This window comes from Saccharothrix sp. NBAS 001, assembly GCF_056640475.1.
The window spans coordinates 1,378,450-1,398,496 of sequence record NZ_CM153251.1 but is presented as its reverse complement, the minus strand read 5'-3'; the positions used below and the strand labels follow the sequence as shown (position 1 = coordinate 1,398,496).

19 protein-coding genes are annotated in these 20,047 nt (G+C 73.4%); 10 read left to right on the top strand and 9 right to left on the bottom strand.

The genetic code is table 11. The features are described 5' to 3' along the window. Positions 1–237: 237 nt before the first annotated feature. Positions 238–846, top strand: a complete 609-nt coding sequence (locus AC0HI0_RS06195) for a DUF4232 domain-containing protein (protein ID WP_480931282.1) — start codon at positions 238–240, stop codon at positions 844–846. A gap of 51 nt (positions 847–897) precedes the next feature. On the opposite strand, the gene AC0HI0_RS06190 is transcribed toward AC0HI0_RS06195, so the two are convergent. Then, positions 898–1,131, bottom strand: a complete 234-nt coding sequence (locus AC0HI0_RS06190) for a hypothetical protein (protein WP_480931281.1) — start codon at positions 1,129–1,131, stop codon at positions 898–900. A gap of 180 nt (positions 1,132–1,311) precedes the next feature. Continuing rightward, on the bottom strand, positions 1,312–1,731 hold the full coding sequence (locus AC0HI0_RS06185) for a tetratricopeptide repeat protein (RefSeq protein ID WP_480931280.1): 420 nt from the start codon (positions 1,729–1,731) through the stop codon (positions 1,312–1,314). 46 nt (positions 1,732–1,777) lie between these two features. On the opposite strand from AC0HI0_RS06185, the gene AC0HI0_RS06180 reads away from it, so the two are divergent. Together AC0HI0_RS06180 and AC0HI0_RS06175 are read left to right on the top strand one after the other, a co-directional pair. Then, positions 1,778–1,975 (top strand): hypothetical protein, encoded by a 198-nt coding sequence (locus tag AC0HI0_RS06180; RefSeq protein WP_480931279.1) that lies wholly within the window; start codon positions 1,778–1,780, stop codon positions 1,973–1,975. Between the two features lie 375 nt (positions 1,976–2,350). Next, on the top strand, positions 2,351–2,617 hold the full coding sequence (locus tag AC0HI0_RS06175) for a hypothetical protein (protein WP_480931278.1): 267 nt from the start codon (positions 2,351–2,353) through the stop codon (positions 2,615–2,617). Between the two features lie 101 nt (positions 2,618–2,718). Here AC0HI0_RS06175 and AC0HI0_RS06170 read toward each other — a convergent pair whose 3' ends face one another. Then, positions 2,719–3,678 carry an AfsR/SARP family transcriptional regulator gene (locus tag AC0HI0_RS06170; protein WP_480931277.1) on the bottom strand — a complete coding sequence of 320 codons (960 nt, stop codon included), beginning with the start codon at positions 3,676–3,678 and terminating at the stop codon, positions 2,719–2,721. 305 nt (positions 3,679–3,983) lie between these two features. Between AC0HI0_RS06170 and AC0HI0_RS06165 the strand changes: the two genes are divergently transcribed. Further along, the gene (locus tag AC0HI0_RS06165; protein ID WP_480931276.1) at positions 3,984–4,433 is read left to right on the top strand and encodes an RICIN domain-containing protein; all 450 of its coding nucleotides are present in this window, start codon (positions 3,984–3,986) and stop codon (positions 4,431–4,433) included. A gap of 118 nt (positions 4,434–4,551) precedes the next feature. On the opposite strand, the gene AC0HI0_RS06160 is transcribed toward AC0HI0_RS06165, so the two are convergent. Then, positions 4,552–5,307, bottom strand: coding sequence for a GbsR/MarR family transcriptional regulator (locus tag AC0HI0_RS06160; RefSeq protein WP_480931275.1), 756 nt, complete (start codon positions 5,305–5,307; stop codon positions 4,552–4,554). 223 nt (positions 5,308–5,530) lie between these two features. Here AC0HI0_RS06160 and AC0HI0_RS06155 point away from each other — a divergent pair, with 223 nt between their 5' ends. From AC0HI0_RS06155 to AC0HI0_RS06145, 3 genes are all read left to right on the top strand, one after another. Next, entirely contained in the window at positions 5,531–6,196 is a 666-nt protein-coding gene (locus AC0HI0_RS06155; protein ID WP_480931274.1) for a DUF4097 family beta strand repeat-containing protein, read from the top strand. Between the two features lie 59 nt (positions 6,197–6,255). After that, the gene (locus tag AC0HI0_RS06150) at positions 6,256–8,532 is read left to right on the top strand and encodes a S9 family peptidase (RefSeq protein WP_480931273.1); all 2,277 of its coding nucleotides are present in this window, start codon (positions 6,256–6,258) and stop codon (positions 8,530–8,532) included. Between the two features lie 158 nt (positions 8,533–8,690). After that, on the top strand, positions 8,691–11,531 hold the full coding sequence (locus AC0HI0_RS06145; RefSeq protein WP_480931272.1) for an NACHT domain-containing protein: 2,841 nt from the start codon (positions 8,691–8,693) through the stop codon (positions 11,529–11,531). A 6-nt stretch (positions 11,532–11,537) separates the two neighbouring features. Here the strand turns inward: AC0HI0_RS06145 and AC0HI0_RS06140 are convergent, their stop codons facing one another. Further along, complete coding sequence (locus tag AC0HI0_RS06140; RefSeq protein WP_480931271.1) at positions 11,538–12,392, bottom strand: SDR family NAD(P)-dependent oxidoreductase; 855 nt, start codon at positions 12,390–12,392, stop codon at positions 11,538–11,540. Between the two features lie 97 nt (positions 12,393–12,489). On the opposite strand from AC0HI0_RS06140, the gene AC0HI0_RS06135 reads away from it, so the two are divergent. Then, the gene (locus tag AC0HI0_RS06135; RefSeq protein WP_480931270.1) at positions 12,490–13,050 is read left to right on the top strand and encodes a TetR/AcrR family transcriptional regulator; all 561 of its coding nucleotides are present in this window, start codon (positions 12,490–12,492) and stop codon (positions 13,048–13,050) included. A gap of 304 nt (positions 13,051–13,354) precedes the next feature. Continuing rightward, the gene (locus AC0HI0_RS06130; RefSeq protein ID WP_480931269.1) at positions 13,355–14,638 is read left to right on the top strand and encodes a M14 family zinc carboxypeptidase; all 1,284 of its coding nucleotides are present in this window, start codon (positions 13,355–13,357) and stop codon (positions 14,636–14,638) included. 72 nt (positions 14,639–14,710) lie between these two features. Here the strand turns inward: AC0HI0_RS06130 and AC0HI0_RS06125 are convergent, their stop codons facing one another. The 3 genes from AC0HI0_RS06125 to AC0HI0_RS06115 all read right to left on the bottom strand — a co-directional run bounded on the left by AC0HI0_RS06125 (position 14,711) and on the right by AC0HI0_RS06115 (position 17,343). After that, positions 14,711–15,718: a helix-turn-helix transcriptional regulator gene (locus tag AC0HI0_RS06125; protein ID WP_480931268.1), complete on the bottom strand. Its 1,008-nt coding sequence runs from the start codon at positions 15,716–15,718 to the stop codon at positions 14,711–14,713. Positions 15,719–15,817: 99 nt separating this feature from the next. Further along, positions 15,818–16,651, bottom strand: a complete 834-nt coding sequence (locus AC0HI0_RS06120) for a DUF4097 family beta strand repeat-containing protein (RefSeq protein ID WP_480931267.1) — start codon at positions 16,649–16,651, stop codon at positions 15,818–15,820. An 80-nt stretch (positions 16,652–16,731) separates the two neighbouring features. Then, a complete protein-coding gene (locus tag AC0HI0_RS06115; RefSeq protein WP_480931266.1) occupies positions 16,732–17,343 on the bottom strand; it encodes a TetR/AcrR family transcriptional regulator in 612 nt (203 codons plus the stop codon). A 56-nt stretch (positions 17,344–17,399) separates the two neighbouring features. Between AC0HI0_RS06115 and AC0HI0_RS06110 the strand changes: the two genes are divergently transcribed. Further along, positions 17,400–18,050, top strand: coding sequence for a pentapeptide repeat-containing protein (locus AC0HI0_RS06110; protein WP_480931265.1), 651 nt, complete (start codon positions 17,400–17,402; stop codon positions 18,048–18,050). A 7-nt stretch (positions 18,051–18,057) separates the two neighbouring features. On the opposite strand, the gene AC0HI0_RS06105 is transcribed toward AC0HI0_RS06110, so the two are convergent. Beyond that, entirely contained in the window at positions 18,058–19,950 is a 1,893-nt protein-coding gene (locus tag AC0HI0_RS06105) for an Hsp70 family protein (protein WP_480931264.1), read from the bottom strand. Positions 19,951–20,047: the final 97 nt, after the last annotated feature.

Genomic DNA, 20,047 nt, shown 5'->3' with positions numbered 1-20,047 from the left:
CGCGGGGAACGGCGGCCCCCAGCGGAAAGCCGGGCGACGCCACGCCCCCGCGTCGAGCGGACCCGCGCGCGCCGCACCGACCGGCGTCCCGACCCGGCGCACCCCACCCGGCCGCAACACCCCGTGACGACCGGTGCACGATCGAGTGGCCCAGGTTTGGCAGACTCCCCCACGGGAAACCGATGCGGTGTCGTGGGACACCGACGCGATGCCTGCTGTCAATCGAAAGGTTTGCGCATGCGTTCCAAGAGGGTGGTCGTCACCGGTTCGGCCGTAGCGCTGCTGTGCGTGCTCACGGCTTGCGGCTCGTCGTCGCCGAACTCGTCATCGGGCTCATCCTCCGCCCCGGCACCCACCACGACCGCCGACACCCGGTCATCGTCCACCCCGACCGCGTCGACGTCGGCGGACACGCCCGCGTCCGATTCCCTCAAGGCCGACCTGACCATGCAGGGCGCGGGCAAACCAGGTCTGGGCCTGCTGACGGTCACCAACGGAGGAACCGCGCCGATCACCCTCCAGGGCTGGCCGAAGCCGACCTTCACCAACCTCGCCGGCGCGCCGGCGAGCGTCCCGGTCGAGCAGGTGGCGGTTCCCGGCGAGGGGCCGTCGATCACCCTGCAAGCGGGTCGGACGGCCTTCGCGGGCGTCCTGCTGACCCTGGGCGACAACGGGAACGGCTCGACGATCGGCGGCATGGCCGTCGAGGTACCCGGTGCCGGCACCGCGAACGTGACCTTCATCGGCGTCGACGGCCGGCCGATCACCGACCCCGGCAAGCTCATGGTGAGCGGGGTCAAGGTCGGCACCCTGCAGCCGGCCGCGCAGGGCGTGCTGGTCTTCTAGGACCCGCGACAGCCGCCGCCGACCGGGCCGGTCGGCGGCGGCGTGCGGCGGTCAGCACTGGTCGAACGTGTAGCCCTTCCACACGTTGGTGTACAGCCGGCCGCCGTTGCTGCCCTCGTAGACGTAGATGTCCGTCCCGTCGACCATCCGCACGTACTCGAAGGTCTCCCGCACCTCGTCGGTGATGGTGCACGTGCGCGCCTGCGCCACCGCCGAACTCCCGACCACCACCCCGACGCTCATCACCGCGACGAGCACGACCCGGACAATCCGCGATGCGACCATTCCCACTCCCCGGTACCACCTCGACGAAACAGGCGAGCGCAACGTATGCGCGTCCGGTTCGACGGCACAACCGTTGGAGCACAAGGGCTTCGCAAGTCCATCCGAACGACGGGCGGGCCTCCCCTGCGCGAGGGACGGCACCCGGACGCCGCCGCGCCGGCACTTGCCTCAACTCACTTGTCAGGCGCCCGCTTCCGGGCCGAGACCCTCCAACTGCCGTTGGACGCGTTCGGTGTCGGCGTTGCGGCTCTGCCGGCGGTACCGGGTCAGCGCTTCCCGCCAGGCCGCGCGGGCCTGGTCGGGCCGGCCCAGGGCGGCGGTGGAGTGGCCGAGGTCGTCCAGGGCGTCGGGGATCGAGTCGGTGTCGCTCAGGTCGTGGAACACCGCGAGGGCTTGGCGGTAGTGGTCGACGGCCTGGTCGAACCGGTGGGTCCGGTGGTCGATGAAACCCAGGTCGCGCAGGGCGGCGGCCACCCCGGGGCGGTGCCGCGAGGCCAGGTGCAGCGCCAGGGCGGACCGGCAGTGGGCGCGGGCGGTGTCGTAGTCGCCCAGGTTGGCGGTGAACCAGCCGACGAGGTTGATCGCGGCGGCTTCCGGCACCGGCAAACTCCAGGGTGCGGTAGACGCTCAGGGCGTACTCGATGTGGTGCAGGGCCTCCCGGTAGTCGCCCCGCTGCTCGGCGGCCTCGGCGAGGTTGTCGTGGATGTAGCCGAGATGGGCGGTCTGGTCGTGCTGCTCGGCCAGGTCCAGCGCCTCGTGCAGGTGCCGGGTGGCGAGTTCGTGGCGGCCGAGCACGGAGTCGGTGAAGCCGAGGTGTCGGTGGACTTCCATGTGGGCCACTGAGTCGGGCAGGTGCACCAGGACGTCCTCTGCCGTCTGCCACATGGCCGGCGCCGGGACGCGGTGCCCCCGTCGGCGGTGGAACGCCTCCAACTCCCACGCGAACTGCCAGACGTGGTCGTACCACCCGTGGACGGTGGCGGTGTGCTGCGCGGCCAACAGGTTGGTGTGCTCGGCGTCCAGCCACGCGAACGCGCCCGCCAGGTCGGCCAACGGCAGTGGCCGGGTGCCGGGTGCGGGCGGGTCCAGGCTCAGGGGGCGGACGTGGGGTGCGATCGCGGTGTGGGCGGCGGCGGCCGTGTGCAGGTAGAAGTCCACCACGCGCCGCAGCGCGGCCCCACGTGCCGCGTCGTGCGGGGCGCAGGTGGTGGCGTAGGCGTGGACCAGGTCGTGCGTGGTGTACCGGCCGCCCGGCGTGTGGACGACCAGGGAAGCGTCGACCAGGTCGCGCAGCACCGCGCGCGTGTCGCGTGTGGACAGTCCGATGAGGTTCGCGGCGGCGTGCGGGTCGATGTCCGGGCCGGGGGCGATGCCGAGCAGGGCGAAGGTGGTGCGCTGCCGCCCGGTGAGGTGGCGCAACGACCACGACAGCACGGCGGGCAGGCCGGCCTCGGGGTCGGCGGAGTCCAGGGCGTCCAGGCGTGACGTGCGCATCTCGGCGACGATGTCACCGAGGAGGTCCGGGTGGGCGCGGATCCGCGCGGCGATCAGGCCGAGCGCGAGGGGGTAGCCGCCGCACAGGCCGATCAACGTGGTGACGGCGAGTTCGGCGGTGGCGCGGAGGCCGCCGAGCGCGGCGTCCAGCAAGCCCCGCAGGGCCTCGGCGGCGGCCATCGGCCGGTCCACCGGGCTGAACCCGCGCAGGTCCACGAACAGCCGGCCGTCGGGGAACCGGTCCAGGTGGTCGTGGCCCCAGTGCAGCGCCAACCAGGTCTTGCCCAGCCCGCCCGCCCCGGACAGCACCGCGACGGCGGCACCGCCGAGGGCTCCAGGGTTGCGGTCAACGCGGCCGACTCGTCGGCGCGGCCGGTGAACAGCGCGGCCGGCGCGGGCAACTGGCGCGGCACCGTGCGGGCCTCGTCGCCGGCTCGCGGGTCGTGCGGTGGCGGGTCCACGCCCAGGATCCGCCGGTGCAGCTCCCGCAGCGGCGGACCCGGCTCGGTGCCCAGCCCGTCCACCAGCCGGTCGCGGACCAGCCGGTAGTGCCGCAGCGCGTCGGCCGTCCGCCCGGCCTGGTGCAGGGCCGGCAGGTACTGGCCGGCCACCCGCTCGTCCACCGGGTGCGCCGCCGCCCGGGCGGACAACTCCCCGACCAGCTCCGCTCCCGCGCCGACCCGCAGCCGCGCGTCGACCAGGTCGTGCTCGGCCGCCGAGCGCTCGTGCCGCAGCCGGTCGCGCTCGGCGGCGGCCCACCGCCCGGTCAGCCCTGCCAACGGCTCGCCGCGCCACAGGTCCAGCGCCTCGGCCAGCAGCGGCACGGCGTGCTCGTCGTCCGCGCCGCGCGCCCGGGCGACGAGATCGCGGAACCGGCACAGGTCGACCGCGGACCGCTGCGCCGCGACCAGGTAGCCGCCCGACCGGCGCACGAGGTCGACGCCGGCCACGCCCGCCACCGCCTGGCGCAGCCGCGAGAGGTAGGTCAGCAGCGTCGCCCGCGCCCGGACCGGTGGGCTCCCGTCCCACACCCGCTCCACGAGCACGTCCACCGACACCACCCGTCGAGGTCCACCGCCGGCGCGGCCCAGACCAGCCGTTGCCGGGCCGGGCCCAGGTCGACACCGCGCCCGTCCGCCCGGACGGCCACCTCGCCCAACAGCCGCACCTCCGCCACCGCGCACCCCCTGCCGACGTTGATACCGCGCGGCCCGGCGGTCGACGGCGCAGCGCCGAAGGTTCACACGAACAGCCGCCTGCCACCGAGCCGGGCGTCCGGCGGGCCGTGCCAGGTCCGTGCAAGGTCCGGTGGGCACCCTGCCCCGCACAGCGCAACGGCACGACGAGGAGGAGCGGGATGAAGTTCGCACGGGCGGCGGCGGTGCTCGCGGCGGTGGTGCTGGGGCTGGTCGGGATCGTCCCCGCCGCGACGGCGCAGCGGATGGAGACGTGGCGCTTCGAGAGCGTGTGGGACACCGGCACGCTCGACCACAACAACGTCAACGGCGTGCACACGCGATCGTGGAACGGCGGCCCGCACCAGATCTGGGGCGTGACGCGGTACGGCGACGGCACCTTCCGGTTCATGAACACCGGGACGCTGAAGTGCCTGGACAACAGCGAGTACGGCGTGCGCGGCTTCGGCTGCAACGACGGGTCGTGGCAGCGGTGGCGGGTCAACTCGTGGGGCGACGGGACCTACGAACTCGTGAGCACCTGGAACAACCACTGCCTGGACAACAGCTTCGAGGGCATCCGCACGGTCGGCTGCAACGGACTGTCGTACCAGCGCTGGACGTACCGCTAGCGGCCACGTCCGAGCGGTACCCGGGTCGGCTCCCGGTTTCCGCCGGGAGCCGACGCTCCGGCGCGTCCACGGCACGACGGCCGGACCACGGCGGCACGCGCCCGCTCGGCGGCGGCCTTCAGGACGGCTGTCCGCGATCGGGCGCGGCGGTGCCGGCCGAGGTCGGGTCGACCTTCGTGTAGAGGATCTCGCGGGCCTGTTCGGCGGCGCGGGTGATGCTCTCCCCGACGAAGTCGACGAAGCGGGCGATGTTCTCCAGGCGGAGCGCGGCCGGGGTGTGCGGCCCCAGGACGCTGACGCCCTGCCGCGCGGTGTCGGCGAGTTGGTGGTTGGACCGGGCGGCGGCGATCATCGACTGGTACCAGACGTCGTCGTCCACGACGTAGCGCTCCCGGCGGCGGTCGTCGCGCTCCCGCCGCACCAGGCCCTGGTTCTCCAGGAACGTGATCGCCTTGGAGATCGACGCCGGGCTGACCTGGAGGTGCCGCACCAGTTCGGCCGCGGTGAGGCTGCCCACGTCGGTGGTGTAGAGGCAGGTCAGCACCCGGGCCATCATCTTGGGCAGGCCGGACTGCATGAGCAGGGTCGTGAACGTCTCCTCGTACTCGCGCACGGCCTCGGCGTCGCGCCCGTGGGGCTGCGGCGCGGCCTCCCCGCGCGGTGCGGCCTGACCGCGCCGGTGGGCGCGGCGCTCGGTGGCGCGGTGGGCCAGGTCGGCGCGGTAGGCCGTGGGGCCGCCGTTGCGCAGCACCTCGCGGGTGACCGTCGAGGTGGGCCGGTCGAGCCGGCGGGCGATCTCGGCGTACGCGTCGCCGTCGGCCAGCCCCAGCGCGATCTGCCGGCGTTCCTCCTGGGTGAGCCTGCCTCCCGGCATCGCGATCTCCTCCGTGCTCGGCCGATGCCCCCAGCATAGCGTTCACGTCCAAGTCATTGCAATGACCCGCCACCGCATGTTGCGTTAAATTCAGATCCATTGCAACGATTTCAAGTCTTCTAGCTGCACTAATCGTGGTTCAACGCAACGAACTTGTTGCACTGATCTGGAACGCAACGTAGCGTTTCCACTGTCAGAAACAACGAGCGCACAGGAGAGAACGATGCCGAAGTTCGAGACCCCCGCCCCGATCTCCACCATCCTCGACATCCCCGCCGGCCGGGTCCGGTTCATCGCCGCCGACCGCGCCGACACCGCCGTCGAGGTACTGCCCGCCGACGCCGCGAAGAAGCGCGACGTGAAGGTGGCGGAGCAGACCACGGTCCGGTTCGACGACGGCGTGCTGCGGATCGAGGCGTCCGCCGCGAACCAGGCGTTCGGCAACTCCGGCTCCATCGAGGTGACGGTCCAGCTGCCCGCCGGGTCCCGGGTCGAGGCCAAGGCCGCCAGTGCGGAGTTCCGAGGCGTCGGACGGCTCGGCGACGTCGCCTTCGAGGGCGCGCACGGCGAGATCAAGCTGGACGAGGCAACCAGCGTCCGGCTCACCACCCACGCCGGGGACGTCTCGGTCGGCCGGCTCACCGGCCCGGCGGAGATCAGCACCGGCAAGGGCGACATCCGGATCGCCGAGGCCGTGCGCGGCTCGGTCGTGCTGCGCACCCAGGCGGGCAACGTGACGGTCGGTGCCGCCGCCGGGGTGTCCGCCTCGCTGGACGCCGGCACCGGCCACGGCCGGATCCACAACGCGCTCAAGAACTCCGGGGGTGCCGCCGGCCTGACCATCCACGCGACCACCTCCTACGGCGACATCGACGCCCGCAGCCTCTGAAGCGACACCGCGCCGAACGGACCGCGCCCCCGAACCAGGATCACGAAGGACGAGGACGAATGAGCACCACGCAGGACTACCAAGCCGCGGAACGACTCCTCCGCCGCCCGGCGAGCCCCGGCGAACTCGTGGTCGGCGACAAGGTCCGGCCGCAGTGGCTCGACGGGGGCACCCGCTTCCGGTACTCGGTGGCCGACGGCGTCGGCCGGCGGTTCGTGCACGTCGACCCGGCGGCGGGCACCCGGGAACCGGCCTTCGACCACGCCCGGCTCGCCACCGCGCTGGCCACCGCCTCCGGGCACCCGGTCGACCCCGGTGCCCTGCCGTTCACCGCCGTCGAGGTGGCCGGGAACGCCGTGGAGTTCGCCGCGTTCGGCGAGTACTGGCGCTGCGACCTCGACCGCGACACCTGCGAGCGGGCCGTGTTCACGCCGCCGGGCAGCCCGCTGGAGGTGCCCTCGCCGGACGGGAAGGTCGCGGTGTCGCGGCGGGGCCACGACCTGTGGGCGCGTTCGCCGTCCGACGGCCGCGAGTGGGCCCTGACCACCGACGGCGCGCCCGACCACGAGTACGGCACCGGCCCGGACAGCACCGCCAACGCCACCCTGCTGCGCAAGATCGGCCTGCCGCACCTGCCGCCGGCGGTGGCCTGGTCCCCCGACTCGACCAGGGTCCTGGCGCACCGGACCGATCAGCGCGACGTCCGGCAGACCCACCTGGTGCAGGCCCGGCCCGCCGACGGCGGTCCCCCGGTGACGCACACCCAGCGCTACGCCTACGCCGGGGACGAGACCGTGCCGCGGGCCGAACTGGTCGTGCTGGACGTCGTCGCGGGCACGGTGGTCCGCGCGCAGGCGGAACCGCTGCCCATGCCCACCTTGTCGCCGATCACGGCCCAGTGGGCGTGGTGGGCCCCGGACGGCTCGGCGGTGTACTTCCTCGACCGGCCCCGCGACCCGCGCACGCTCGCCCTGCGCCGGCTGGACCCGACCACCGGCGAGGTCACCACCGTGCTCCGCGAGGCCGGCACCACCCGGGTCGAGCCCAACCAGTGGCTCTACGAGCCGCCGATCGTGCGGGTGCTGACCGACGAGGTGCTGTGGTACTCGCAGCGGGACGGCAGGGGCCACCTCTACCGGTACGACCTGCGCACCGGCGAGCTGCTCGGGCAGGTCACCTCCGGCCAGTGGGCGGTGCGGCGGATCCTGCACGTGGACGAGGCCGAGCGGGTCGTCCACTTCACCGCCTCCGGGCTGGTCGCCGAGGACCCGTACCGGCGCACGGTGTGCCGGGTCGGCCTGGACGGCTCCGGTTTCGCCAAGGTCACCGACGACGACCTGGACCACGTCGTCACCGCGGCCCCCACCGGGGCGTACTTCCTCGACTCGGCGTCCACTGTGGACAAACCGCCGGTGACGGCGGTCCGCGACTGGTCCGGGCGGGTCCTGGTCGGGCTGGAGCGCGCCGACACCACCAGGCTCTCCGCCACCGGCTGGACGCCGCCGGAGCGGTTCCGCGTCAAGGCGGCCGACGGCGTGACGGACGTCTACGGCGTGCTGTACCGGCCGCACTCCTTCGACCCCGGCCGCCGCTACCCGGTGGTGGACAACCTCTACCCCGGCCCGCAGGTCGCCCGCGTCGAGCCGGGCTTCGACCCGGGCGGCCTGGGCCTGGACGCGGAACCCCTGGCCGCGCTGGGTTTCGTCGTGGTGGCGCTGGACGGGCGCGGCACGCCGGGCCGGAGCAAGTCCTTCCACGACGCCTCCTACGGCCACCTGGCCGACGCGGGCAACCTCGCCGACCACGTCGCGGCGCTGCGGCAGCTGGCCGGGACCCGCCCGTGGATGGACCTCGACCGGGTGGGCGCGTTCGGCCACTCCGGCGGCGGTTTCGCGGCGGCGCGGGCGATGCTGGACTTCCCCGAGGTGTACCGGGTCGGCGTCGCGCTGTCCGGCCCGCACGACGCCCGCTGCTTCAACCCCGGCTTCGTGGAGACCTACGACGGCGCGGACGATCCCGGGGCCTGGGCCCGCACGTCCAATGTGGACATCGCGGACCGCTTGGCGGGCAAGCTCCTGCTCGTCCACGGCGAACTGGACGACCAGGTCCACCCGATCCACTCGCTGCGCCTGGCCGACCGGCTCGTCGCCGCCGGCAAGGACTTCGACCTGCTCGTCGTGCCGGGCGCCGAGCACACGTTCCTCGACTGCCTGTCCTACGTCCGCACCCGCTGCTGGGACTTCCTGGTGCGCGAACTGCTCGGCACGCCGCCGCCCGCGTACCGCCCCGCCCCCATCCCCCTCGGCCCCGAGCTGCTCGCCGAACTGTTCGCCTGAAACACGACACCGCAGACAAAACCCCCGCCCGCACCCGGCGCACGACGACCGGGTGCGGGCGTCCGCCCGCCCGGCGGGCGACGGTCCCGCGATCCGCACAATTGCGGTGCCGCACAGCGGTTTTCGCCCGTTGGCACGTCGTGGGTGATGATGGTGCCGTGGCAGGGATCGAAGCGGCCGTCGGCCGGGTCATCGCCAAGACCGGCGAGTCGCTGTTCGGCATCGCGAAGGCGCACCACCAACGTCAGGCGCTGCGCAAGGACGCGCGCACCTTGACGGCGGTCGCGGTCGCGGACGACCTGGTGGCCGAACTGGACGGCAAGGAGGTCGCCGGGCTGGGCGCTTATCTGCGCTCACCGGCGTTCGAGCAGCTGGTCCACCGCTACGTCCTGGAGTACGTCACGCACCAGACGCGCAGCAAGGTGTCCCCGGACGTCCGCGAGGAGTTCCGGCTCGGCCTGAGCCGGTGGGCGGGACTGCGCCCCGACCTCCTGCTCACCGCGACCGACGTGGTGATCGACGCCGTCGTCGCGGGCGCGGACTGGTGCGTGGAGAACCGCAAGACCGCCAAGCTCGACCCGGCGGGGCTGGCTGCGGTGGCGCACCGGACGGCCGTCGCGGCGGCCGGCTCCCGCCTGCTGAACCTGGTGGGCGAGCTGACCAGGATCCACGAGTTCGCCGACCAGATGCGGGCGCAGGTCGCCTCGGTCCACCGCCACATGCGACTGCCGCACCTCGGCGAGAGCCGGTCGGTGCCCTACGACCAGCTCTACGTGGCCCCGGTGCTGCGCCCGGAGCAGGACAGCTCCAAGGCCCCGGTCCTGGACGAACTGGTGTTACCCGGGCGGCGGTCGGTGGTGCTGGGCGACCCGGGAGCCGGGAAGTCCACGCTGGCCGCCAAACTCGCGCACGACATCGCCTCCGGCAAGATCGCAGTGGACGAGCGGCGCGTGCCGTTCCTCATGGTCCTGCGCAACTTCGCGACGGAGTTCCGCAAGGGCGGTCGCGGTCTCGCGTTCCACCTGGAGCAGATCTGCGCCGACCCGTACAACCTCGTCGCACCCCCGAACGCCGTGGAGTACCTGCTGCGCAACGGCCGCGCGGTGGTCCTGCTCGACGGCTTGGACGAACTGGTCAGCCCCGAGCTGCGGCGCAACGTCGTGCAGCTGGTCGACGGCTTCGTCTCCCGGTACGACCAGGTGCCGGTCATCGTCACGGCGCGGCGCATCGGCTACGGCGACGCGCCGCTGGACCGCAGCCTGTTCACCGTCGGCGTCGTCTCCCGGATGGCACCGCAGCAGGTGGCGGAGTACGCGCACCGGTGGTTCGCGCTGGACGAGGCCACCGCGACGAGCAGCCGCAAGTCCATGGCGGTGTCCTTCCTCCAGGAGAGCGAGCAGGTCGCCGAGTTGCGGGCCAACCCGCTGCTGCTCGCGCTGCTGTGCGCGATGTACTCCAGCGAGCACTACATCCCCCGCAACCTCGCCCAGGTCTACGAGCGCTGCGCGGTGATGCTGTTCGACCGCTGGGACTCGATGCGCGGCATCTCGATGCCCTTGCAGTTCCAGGGCCGGGTGCGCGGTGCCGTGCAGCACCTGGCGTGGACGCTGTTCAACGCCGAGGAGTCCGGCAAAGCCCTGCCGCGCCACCGGATCGTCCGGCTGCTGGTGGACCACCTGGTGGCCAAGAAGTTCGACGAGGACGAGGCGATCGGCACCGCCGAGCAGTTCCTGGAGTTCTGCACGGGCCGCGCGTGGATCCTGACCGACGTCGGCGCGACCAGGACCGAACCCCGTTACGGCTTCACCCACCGCACGTTCCTGGAGTACTTCGCCGCCGAGCACCTGGTGCGCACGAACCCCAGCGCCGAGCGCCTGTGGTCGGCGCTGGGCCCGCGCGTGCTGGCCGGCGAGTGGGACGTGATCGCGCAGATCGCCCTGCAACTGTTCGACCGCAACGTGGACGGCGGCGCGGAGGAGGTGCTGCGCCTGGTGCTCGACTCGGTCGACGAGCACCGGGACCAGGCCACGTGGTTGCGCGGCTTCGCCGCCCGCGCGCTCGGCTACACGCAACCCGCGCACGACGTGATCCGCGATGTCGCCTCCGTCGCCGTCCGGTCGGCCGTGGCGGGTGCCGCCGAGGACCGGTACCACTGCTGGGTCAGCGACCGCACCTTCGAGGACATGCGGGCCCGCGACGACGCCCTGCACACCGTGATGTACCGGAGCGCGCCCGGAAACCTGGAGGCGCTGCGCAAGGGCGTCACCGCCACCCTGGACTCCGAGATCCGCAAGGGCAACGACTCGGCCGTGCTGCTGCTGTTCACGCTCTCCCGGCACCTCGGCGGCGCGGATCCGCGCCGGCTGCGCGCGTGGACCGAGATCCAGGACCACCTGCTCGCGCGGTACAAGCGGGCCTTCGCCGCGTGGCGCAAGAAGAACCCGTGGTGGGGCGTCGCCGGCAACACCGACCCGGCCGACCTCGTGCGGCGCTTCGGCCCGGAGGTCCTCTACCTCGCCGACGCGGTGCTCACCGGGTCGCTGCGGGCGCTCGCCGTCCGGATGGGCGACCTGCACGCCGGTGGCCTGCCGATGGACTTCCCGGCGTTGTGCGACGCCCTCATGGCGGCGCCCCGGCCGTGGATCGGCGCGGCCCGCTGGCACGCCACCGGCAACGGGGATTTCGCCAGCGCCGTCTACCGGCAGAGCCACGGCCTGGCCGGCTCGTCGTGGAAGACCATCCCCGACGACGCCTTGGCGCTGGTGTTCCTGCCCTACGCCGAACTCCACGCGTCGGGCGTCCGCGACCTGACCTTGCCGGACGCCTCGATCCTCCAGCACCTCGCCGTGGCGCGCGCCGCCGGGGCGCCCCACTCCAAGCTCATGTACCTGATGGACGACGCCGCCATCGCCTGGCCCACAAGGGAATTCCTGGTCGGCTGGACCCAGCGGCGGATCGACGTGCTGCCGCCGGCTCCGGCCGACGCGGCCCGTCGGTAGGCTCCTTCACCGCTGCCCCAACGGATCCAGGTGCGCGGTGGTCGCGTCGTCGGCGGCCGTGGACTCGCTGAGTTCGCGCCACCGCTCGTCCTGCGCGAGCAGGGCCCGGCCGGCGGCCGTGCCGTACCGGTAGGCGTCGGGGCCGACCAGCAGCCGCAGCGGCGGCTCGTCCATCGCCACGACGTCGAGCACCAGCCGGGCGACCTTCACCGGGTCGCCGGCGGCCGTCGCCTCGCCGTCGTGCAGCGCGGCCATGCGCCCGACGGTCTCGGCGTACTCCGGGCGGACCGGGTCCACCCGCATGGACGACCCCGCCCAGTCGGTGCGCATCCCGCCCGGCTCCAGCACGGTGACCTTGATCCCCAACGGCCCGACCTCACCCGCCAGCACCGACGAGAAGCCGCCCACCGCCCACTTCGCCGTCTGGTAGGCGGCCAGGCCGGGCGTGGCCAACCGGCCGCCGACCGAGGACACCTGCACGATCCGCCCGGACCGCTGGGCCCGCAGCACCGGCAGCGCGGCGCGGGTCAGCCGCACGACGCCGAGCAGGTTGGTGTCCAGCTGCGCGCGGAAATCCGCGAAGTCGAGATCCTCGACCGCCGCGAGGTTGGCGTAGCCCGCGTTGTTGACCAGCACGTCCAGCCGCCCGAACCGCTCGACCGCCGTGCGCACCGCGGCGAGGGCGGCGGCGTCGTCGGTCACGTCCAGCGGCACGACGGCCAGGCGGTCCGAGGCGAGGTCGTCGAGCGCGGACCGGCCCCGTGCGCCGGCGACCACGGAGTGACCCGCGTCCAGCGCGGCCCGCACGATTTCCAGACCCAGACCCCGCGACGCGCCGCTGACCAGGAAGACCAGGGACATGTCCAGCTCCTAACTAACTGGTTGATTAGCTCTGTCACCAGAGTGCCCCGGACTCGACCGGCTGTCAACCAACCGGTCAGTTGATAAGCTCACACCCGTGATCAGGGATGCGGAGGCCACGCGGCAGCGCCTGCTGGAGGCCGCGCGGGACGAGTTCGCCGCCAACGGCATCGCGGGTGGCCGCGTCGACCGGATCGCGGCGGCGGCCAAGAGCAACAAGGCGCAGATCTACCACTACTTCGGCAGCAAGGACGGCCTGTTCGACGCCGTGTTCGACGCGATGGTCCGGGAGACGCTCGACGCGGTCCCGATCGACGCCGCCGACCTGCCGGAGTACGCCGGGCGCCTGTTCGACTCCTACGAGCAGCGACCGTGGGTGCAGCGCATCGCCACCTGGTACCGGCTCGAACGCGCCGCCTCGCGCGACCTGATCCCCGTGGTGGTCGCGAGCAACGAGGCGAAGGTCCGCGCGGTGGCCGCCGCCCAGGCGTCGGGCAACCTGCCCACCCGCTTCCCGCCCGAAGTCCTGCTGGGCCTGGTCGTCCACCTGTCCGGCTTCTGGAGCACCACCCTGCCCGAGTACGACACCGTCCTGGGCGAGGCGGCGGCGGACCGGCGTCAGGTCGTCGTGGACGCCGTGGCCGCGCTTCTGTCCTGACCGGAGGGCGACACCGGCCCCCGCCGGCCGCCACCGCGAAGAAGTCCACAGTGGACAATCGGGCGGTTGCGGGTCGTCGTCGTCGCGGGGCAGGTCCACCACCGGGGATCGGCGGCGCGGCCCGACCACACCGGGCACCTCGCGTCAACCTGAATCGATCGACCTTCACCCGATATGACGGTACGCATCCAGGTGACCACCGTTCGTAGGTTCTGATCACGTGTGCGGTGCTCCATACTCGCGTTCGGCGCGGCGGTCCCCTGTCCCCCTGCCTCGACCGCCGGGCTCGTCTGGAGGTCTGTCGATGAAGGCATTGGTAGGTCTTGTCACGGCCGCGTTGTTGGTGCTCGGCACCAACGCGGCGGCCTCTCCGCACGATGGAACCCCGTACTACTGGCAGGTCCCGGGAGCCGCTGAGCGCACCCTGCAAGCGGCCGGGTTCGACGTCGAGCACGGCGTCGACGGCCCGATCCAGGTCGTCGGCGACCAGCGCGTGGCCGACCGGCTGATCGCTCTCGGCTACCAGCCGAAGAAGTTCGACACCGTGTACAAGTCGGTGCCGCCCGGCCGGGCGGCCGACGTCGGCGTCCAGACCTACTACGGCGGCTACCGGACGGTGGCCGAGCACGAGAAGCACCTGACCGACGTGGCGGCGGCGTACCCGGCGCTGACGCAGGTGTACGACATCGGCGACAGCTGGCGCAAGACGCGCGGCCAGGGCGGCCACGACATCAAGGCCATCTGCATCACCAAGAAGCAGGCCGGCGACTGCGCGCTGAACCCGAACTCCGCGAAGCCCCGGTTCGCCCTGATCGCGCAGATCCACGCGCGCGAGCTGGCCACCGGCGAACTCGCGTGGCGGTGGATCGACCACGTCACCAAGGGGTACGGCACCGACGCCGAGGTCACGTCCATCCTGGACACGACCGAGCTGTGGGTGGTGCCGATCGTCAACCCCGACGGCGTGGACATCGTCGCGTCCGGCGGCAACCAGCCGCTGATGCAGCGCAAGAACGCCAACAACACCGGGGCGACGTGCTCGACCCCGAGCTACGGCGTGGACCTGAACCGCAACTCCTCGTTCAAGTGGGGCGCGGCCGGCACGAGCCGGTGCGGCGAGACCTACCAGGGCACGGCGGGCGCTTCGGAGCCGGAGACCAAGGCGCTGGAGGCGTGGTTCAAGCAGCTGTTCCCCGACCAGCGGGGCCCCGGCGACACCGACCCCGCACCGGTGACGACCAAGGGCGTGATGATCACGGTGCACAGCTACGGCAACCTGATCATGCCGCCGTGGGGCTGGACCTGGAACGCCAACCCGAACGCGTCGGGCCTGGCCGCGCTGGGCCGGAAGATGGCGGCGTTCAACGGGTACACGGTGAAGGCCGAGGGTGACACGACGGGCACGACCGACGACTTCACCTACGGCAACCTGGGCATCGCGAGCTACACGTTCGAACTCGGCTCCGCGAGCGGCAGTTGCGGCGGCTTCTTCCCGCAGTACTCGTGCGTGGACAGCCTGTTCTGGCCGAAGAACAAGGGCGCGTTCCTGACGGCGGCGAAGGCGGCGAAGGCCCCCTACGCCGGCTGACCCCGGATCTGCGGACGTGACCGTGTCGCGGTCACGTCCGCGGCCGCCACCCCTTGGTTGCGCGGCGGCGCGTCAGCCGTTCAGCGCGGCGACGAGCTGGTCGCGGCCCTGGGCACCGGTCTTGCGGAAGACGGCCTTCAGGTGGTCGTTGACGGTGTGCACGGAGAGTTCGAGTCGGCGGGCGATGTTCTTCGGGGCCGCTCCCGCGTGGAGGTGCTCGACGATCTGGCGTTCGCGGGCCGTCAGGCCGTACCAGGAGCAGAACGACGGCAGCACCTGCGCGGTCGTCGCCGCCTGGATGACGACCGCCACGTCCCCGTCGCCCAGGCGCTCGGCCTGGCAGGCGATCCACCGGCCGTAGCTCGCCGCCGGACCCAGCACCAGCACGGCGTCGGGCCGGGCGCGGGCCTGGGCGGACATCCCGGCGAAGAAGCTCGCGCCGGTCCAGGCCGGTGCGCGCAGCCGGCGCTCCAGGTGGTCCCGCCAGGCGAACGCGCCCGCCGTGGCCGCCCGGACCGCGTGGTCCGGGCCGAGCACGAGCACGCCCGGCGGCGGGCTCGGCGTGGTGGTGGTCAACGGCCCCGAGGTGACGAACCGGCGCAGGAAGGCCACCAGCGCCGGCACGATCAGCTCCGCCCTCGCCAGGTCCGCTCCGCCGAACGGCCTGGCTCCGCGCGCCCGGATCAGGCCGAGCGTCCCCCACACGCCTCGGGCGTCCCGCAGCGACACCCGCAGTTCGCCGCCGACGTCGTGGGCGCTGAACAACGGCCGCAGCGGGCTGCCCTTCGCCGCACCGACCACGACCGGTCCACGGGCGAGGTCCTCCAGCCTGAACGGTTCGTCACCGACGTAGCGGCGGTGCAGCAGCGCCTGCCCGAAGTCGGCGTCGTAGCCGTGCCAGAAGCTGAACGACGCCGGCCCGGCCCCGGCCGCCGGACCGACCCCGGCCAGGCGGAGCCCGTCGTGCGGCACCGCGCTCGCGACGACCCGCGAGACCTCCGCGCCGAGTTCTTCCCAGCTCGCACCCTGCCCGGTCGCTGCGGGCAGCTCACGCAGCAGCCGTTCCCCCGAACGGTCCACTCCGCCGAGTGTGGCCCGTCCTACCGCGAGCCGCAACGCCGTCCCCCCGTGCCGAGCGTGGACGGTGGCGCACGTCGGGCCGGACCCGGCAGCGGGGGCTCAGGACGCCGCGCGGTGGATGACGATGTCGTCGAGCCGCGTGCGGGCGTAGACGGTGACCGCGTGGCCGGCGTCGTCCTGCACGGGCAGGGAGTTGCGGACGGCCCCCTTCGTGCTGTCGGCGTCCACGTGGGCGGTGGCGCCTTCGCCGATGCCGACCTCGATGCCGCCCGAGGCGTTGGTCAGCTCCGCCCGGCCGGCGGTCATCCGGCCGATCCGGATCGGGCAGTCCGCCGCCTCGGCGACCACACCGCCGTCCGCGCGGTCGATGTCGAAGCTGCCGCCGGAACCGCTCAGGTCGACGGCGGACCGGGCGTGGCCGATCCGGATCCGCCCGGTCGACCCGGTGTACTCGACGACGCCGTCGACCTCGCCGAGCCGCAGCCCGGCCGAGCCGCCCCGCAGTTGAACGGGGCCGGCGACGTGCCCGATCGCGACCTCGCCGGCCCCGAGGTTCCCGCGCAGCGCGTCGACGTGGTCGAGCCGGACCTGCCCCGAGGCCAGGTCCAGCCGGCAGTCGCCGAGCGGGCCGGTCGCCCGCACGTCGGTCCACGCCGCGTCGAGCACCAGCCCGGAGCCGGCCGGGAGTTCGACCGTGATGACGACCGAGCCCTCCTTGGCGCCCGACTTGGTCGTCCTGATCGACAGCTCGCCGTCGGCGAACCCGACCTCGGTCTTCCCGGCCACCTTCACGTCGGACCTGTTCGCGGGGTCGACGGGCTCGACCAGCACGACCGTGTCGGACCGCTCGCCGGCGGCGATCCGGACCAGGGCACCCGCCGTGGTCACGGTGGCGGTGATCGGTTCCGGGGTGGCGAACGTGGTGCTGCTCATCGGACGTCCTTCCGTGGCGGTGTGTTGCGACCACGTTCGCCGGCGGAGCTGTCACCGGCCTGACACGCCCCGGACACCGATCACGTCCTGGGAGGCTCGTTCGTGACAGGGTGCCGCGGGGTGGCGGCGAGGGCGCGCACCAGGGTGCGGCCGAGCAGGTCGCCCGCCTCCTCGGTGGTCCGGCGTCCGGCGACGACCTCCTCGTTGGCCGCGCGGCCCAGCCCGTGGACCATCGCGTACATCCAGTCGGGTGGGAGGTCCGCGCGGAGTTCACCCCGGCCGGTGGCCTCGGTCAGCCACACCACCAGCGGCTCGCTCGCGGCCGGGTCGCGCAGCGGCGGGTCGCCGGCCGGGACCGGCGTGGTGGCCACGAAGCGGTACCGCTCGCCGACGCGCACGATCCCGTGGCCCAGGCGGCGCAGCACGTCGGCCGCCGGGGCGGGTGGTGTGGTGGCGTCCACGACGACGGCGCGCTGTTCGGCCACGACGAGGTCGGTCAGCGCCCGCAGCAGGTGATCGCGGGTCGGGAACCGCCGGTAGACGGTGGCGCGGGCCACGCCGGACTCCTCGGCGATCCGCCCCATGCCCGCCTCGGGGTCGGCGGCGAGCGTCCGGAGCGCGGCGGTGAGCACGGCGTCGCGGTTGCGGCGTGCGTCGAGTCGCAGCGGGGGTGCGGCGGTGGCGTCTTCCACCGAACAGATGATACAACGTGTCGCAATTGAGACGACATGTATCACTTGGAGGTGTGGTGTCCGAGCCGCGCGACCTGGAAGACCTCCCCTACGCCCGCCACCTCGCCGCCGCCGACGGCCCGCCGGTCCCCGGCGAGGACTACGACGTGGTGCTGTTCGAGAAGTCCGACTTCTCCGGGACGCGGGCGGGCAACGCCCGCTTCACCGAGTCCGCGTTCACCGGCGTGGTCTTCGGCGACTGCCAGTTGCGCCGCAGCCGGTTCAACGACGTGTGGGTCAACGGCTCGCAGCTGATCGACACCGACCTGGTCGGCACGCAGTGGCTGGACTCGGAGGTCGTGACCAGCGTGCTGGCCGGGACCGCCCTCTACGACTCGACGCTGACCAGGGTCTCCTTCTTCGGCTGCAAACTGGTCGGCGCGAACTTCCGCAACGCCCGGCTGCGGGACGTGTCGTTCGTGAACTGCACGCTGCGCGACGTCGACTTCGCCGAGGCGGCCCTCACCGACGTCACCTTCCCCGGCAGCACGATCACCTCGCTGTACTTCGACAACGCCAAGGCGGACGCCGTCGACTTCCGCGAAGCGTCCGAAGTGGACATCCACAGCGGGTTCGACTCGCTCAAGGGCGTGACGATCAGCGCCCTGCAGCTCATGGCGCTCGGACCGGCGTTCGCCCACGCGCTGGGCGTGGCGGTCGCCGACTGACGCCGGTTCACGTCGTCGGCGCGGGTTCCTCCGAGGTGGGCGGATCGGTGGTCACGGGGGCGGGCTCCTCCGTCGCGGGCGGCGGGTTCTCGCTCGTGGGTGCCGGATCCCCGGTCGCCGGCGGCAGGGCCTGCGTGGACGGCGGCGGAGTTTCGACCGGCGGCGGCGGGTTCTCGGTGGCGGGCGGCGGGTTCCCGGTCGTGGCCGGCGGGTTCCCGGTGGCAGGCGGCGCGGTGTAGGCCGTCGCCTGCGGGAGACCGGCCGGAGCGGCCGGGGTCTGCGTCGGCGAGCCGGCCGCGGCCGCCGCCCGGGGCTCGGGGGCGGCCGGCGGTCGGGTGCCGGCGGTCGGGCTGGACGCGGCGCGGGCCGTCGTCCCGGTCGGCGACGCCTCGGCGGTGGTGAGGCCCGCGTCGGGCAGGTTCGGGTCGGGCTTGGCCTTGCGGCCGGGCGGCGGGGTGCGGTCCTGCGCCACGGGCTGTGCCTCGATCTGCGAACCGTCCGGTGCGGACCGGTCGAACGCGGCATCGGGCAGGGCCTGGGCGACGGGCAGCGCCGGGTCGGTGTCGGGGGCCGTCGCGGCGGTGCCGGTCGCGGTCGGTTCATCGGTGGACACGGACCCGGCCACGCTCATCGCGAGCACCGCCAGAGCGGCGGCACCCACCAGCACGCGGGGCCTGAGCAGCCGCCGGCGCAGCGCCGGCTGCGGCGGCACGAACGGGATGTCGGCGACGTCCGGCCGGGTCGGCACCTCCTCCGGCACCTCCTCCGGCACCGCCGCATCGGCCAGCCCGACCACCTCACCCGGCGCGAACACGACGGCACGCGCGGGCACTGCGGACCGGGCCGCGCCACGGGCGACCACGCCCTTCGGGTCGCTGTCGACGGCGACCGGCCGCCCCAACTCCTGCGACAGCAACTGGCCGACCAGGGGGATCCGGGACGACCCGCCGACCAGCAGCACGCGGTCCACCTCGGCTTCCGCGAGGCCCGCCGAACGCACGGACGCCCGCAGCAGGGCCACGGTCTCGTCCAGCGCCGGCCGGATCATCGCCTCGAACTCGCCGCGCACCAGCCTGGTCCGGGCGTGCCCGCCGGGCAGCAGGACCGGGATGGTGACCTCGGTGTCGTCGGACAGGGCTTCCTTGGCCTCGGTGCACTCGCGGCGCAGCCGGGTCACCGCCGTCATCGCGACCGGGTCGTCGGGGGCGAGCGCGGCGAAGTCGCGGGCGAACGCGGTGCGCAGGTGGTCGAACACGGCTTCGTCGAAGTCGGCCCCGCCCAGCCGGTCCACGCCGGCGGGGTCGCCGAGCAGGTCGAACCCGCCGTCCTCGGCCTTGCGCAGCACGGCCGCGTCGAACGTGCCGCCGCCCAGGTCGTACACCGCGATGGTGGCACCGGCCTCGACGCGCTCGACGGCGCTGTAGTCGAAGGCCGCCGCCACGGGTTCCGGGAGCAGCGCCGCCCCGTCCAGCCCGGTCGCGGCCAGCGCCGAGAGCAGCAGGCCCTTCTTGTGCCCGCCCCACGCGGCCGGGTGGGTGACGGCGAGGCGGTCGGGCGCGCCGCCCTCGCGTTCGACCGCCCGGTCGACCACCCACCGGGTCAGGCGGGCGGCCAGGTCGTGCGCGGTGTGCGGCTGCCCGGACAGCAGCAGCGGGGTGCGGTCGCCGATGCGGCGCTTGAACTCCCGCGCCACCCCGCCGGGGTCCACCAGCGCGCGCCGCTCGGCGGCCTCGCCCACCAGGACGGCCGCGTCCGCGCCGATGTGCAGCACCGAGGGCACGGCGGCGGACCTGGTGCCGAGCGGCAGCACCTCGGCCGGGCCCCACTCCCCCGACTCGCGGCGGCACACCGCGGCGGCGGTGTAGGTCGTGCCCAGGTCGACACCCAAGACGTAGGACATCTGCTCGCCCCTCTACTCGTCACTGCGGTGACGCACAGTCATGCGAGCCGCCGGTGGCGCTGCGCAATCGGGCTGGCGGACCACGTTGTCCACACGG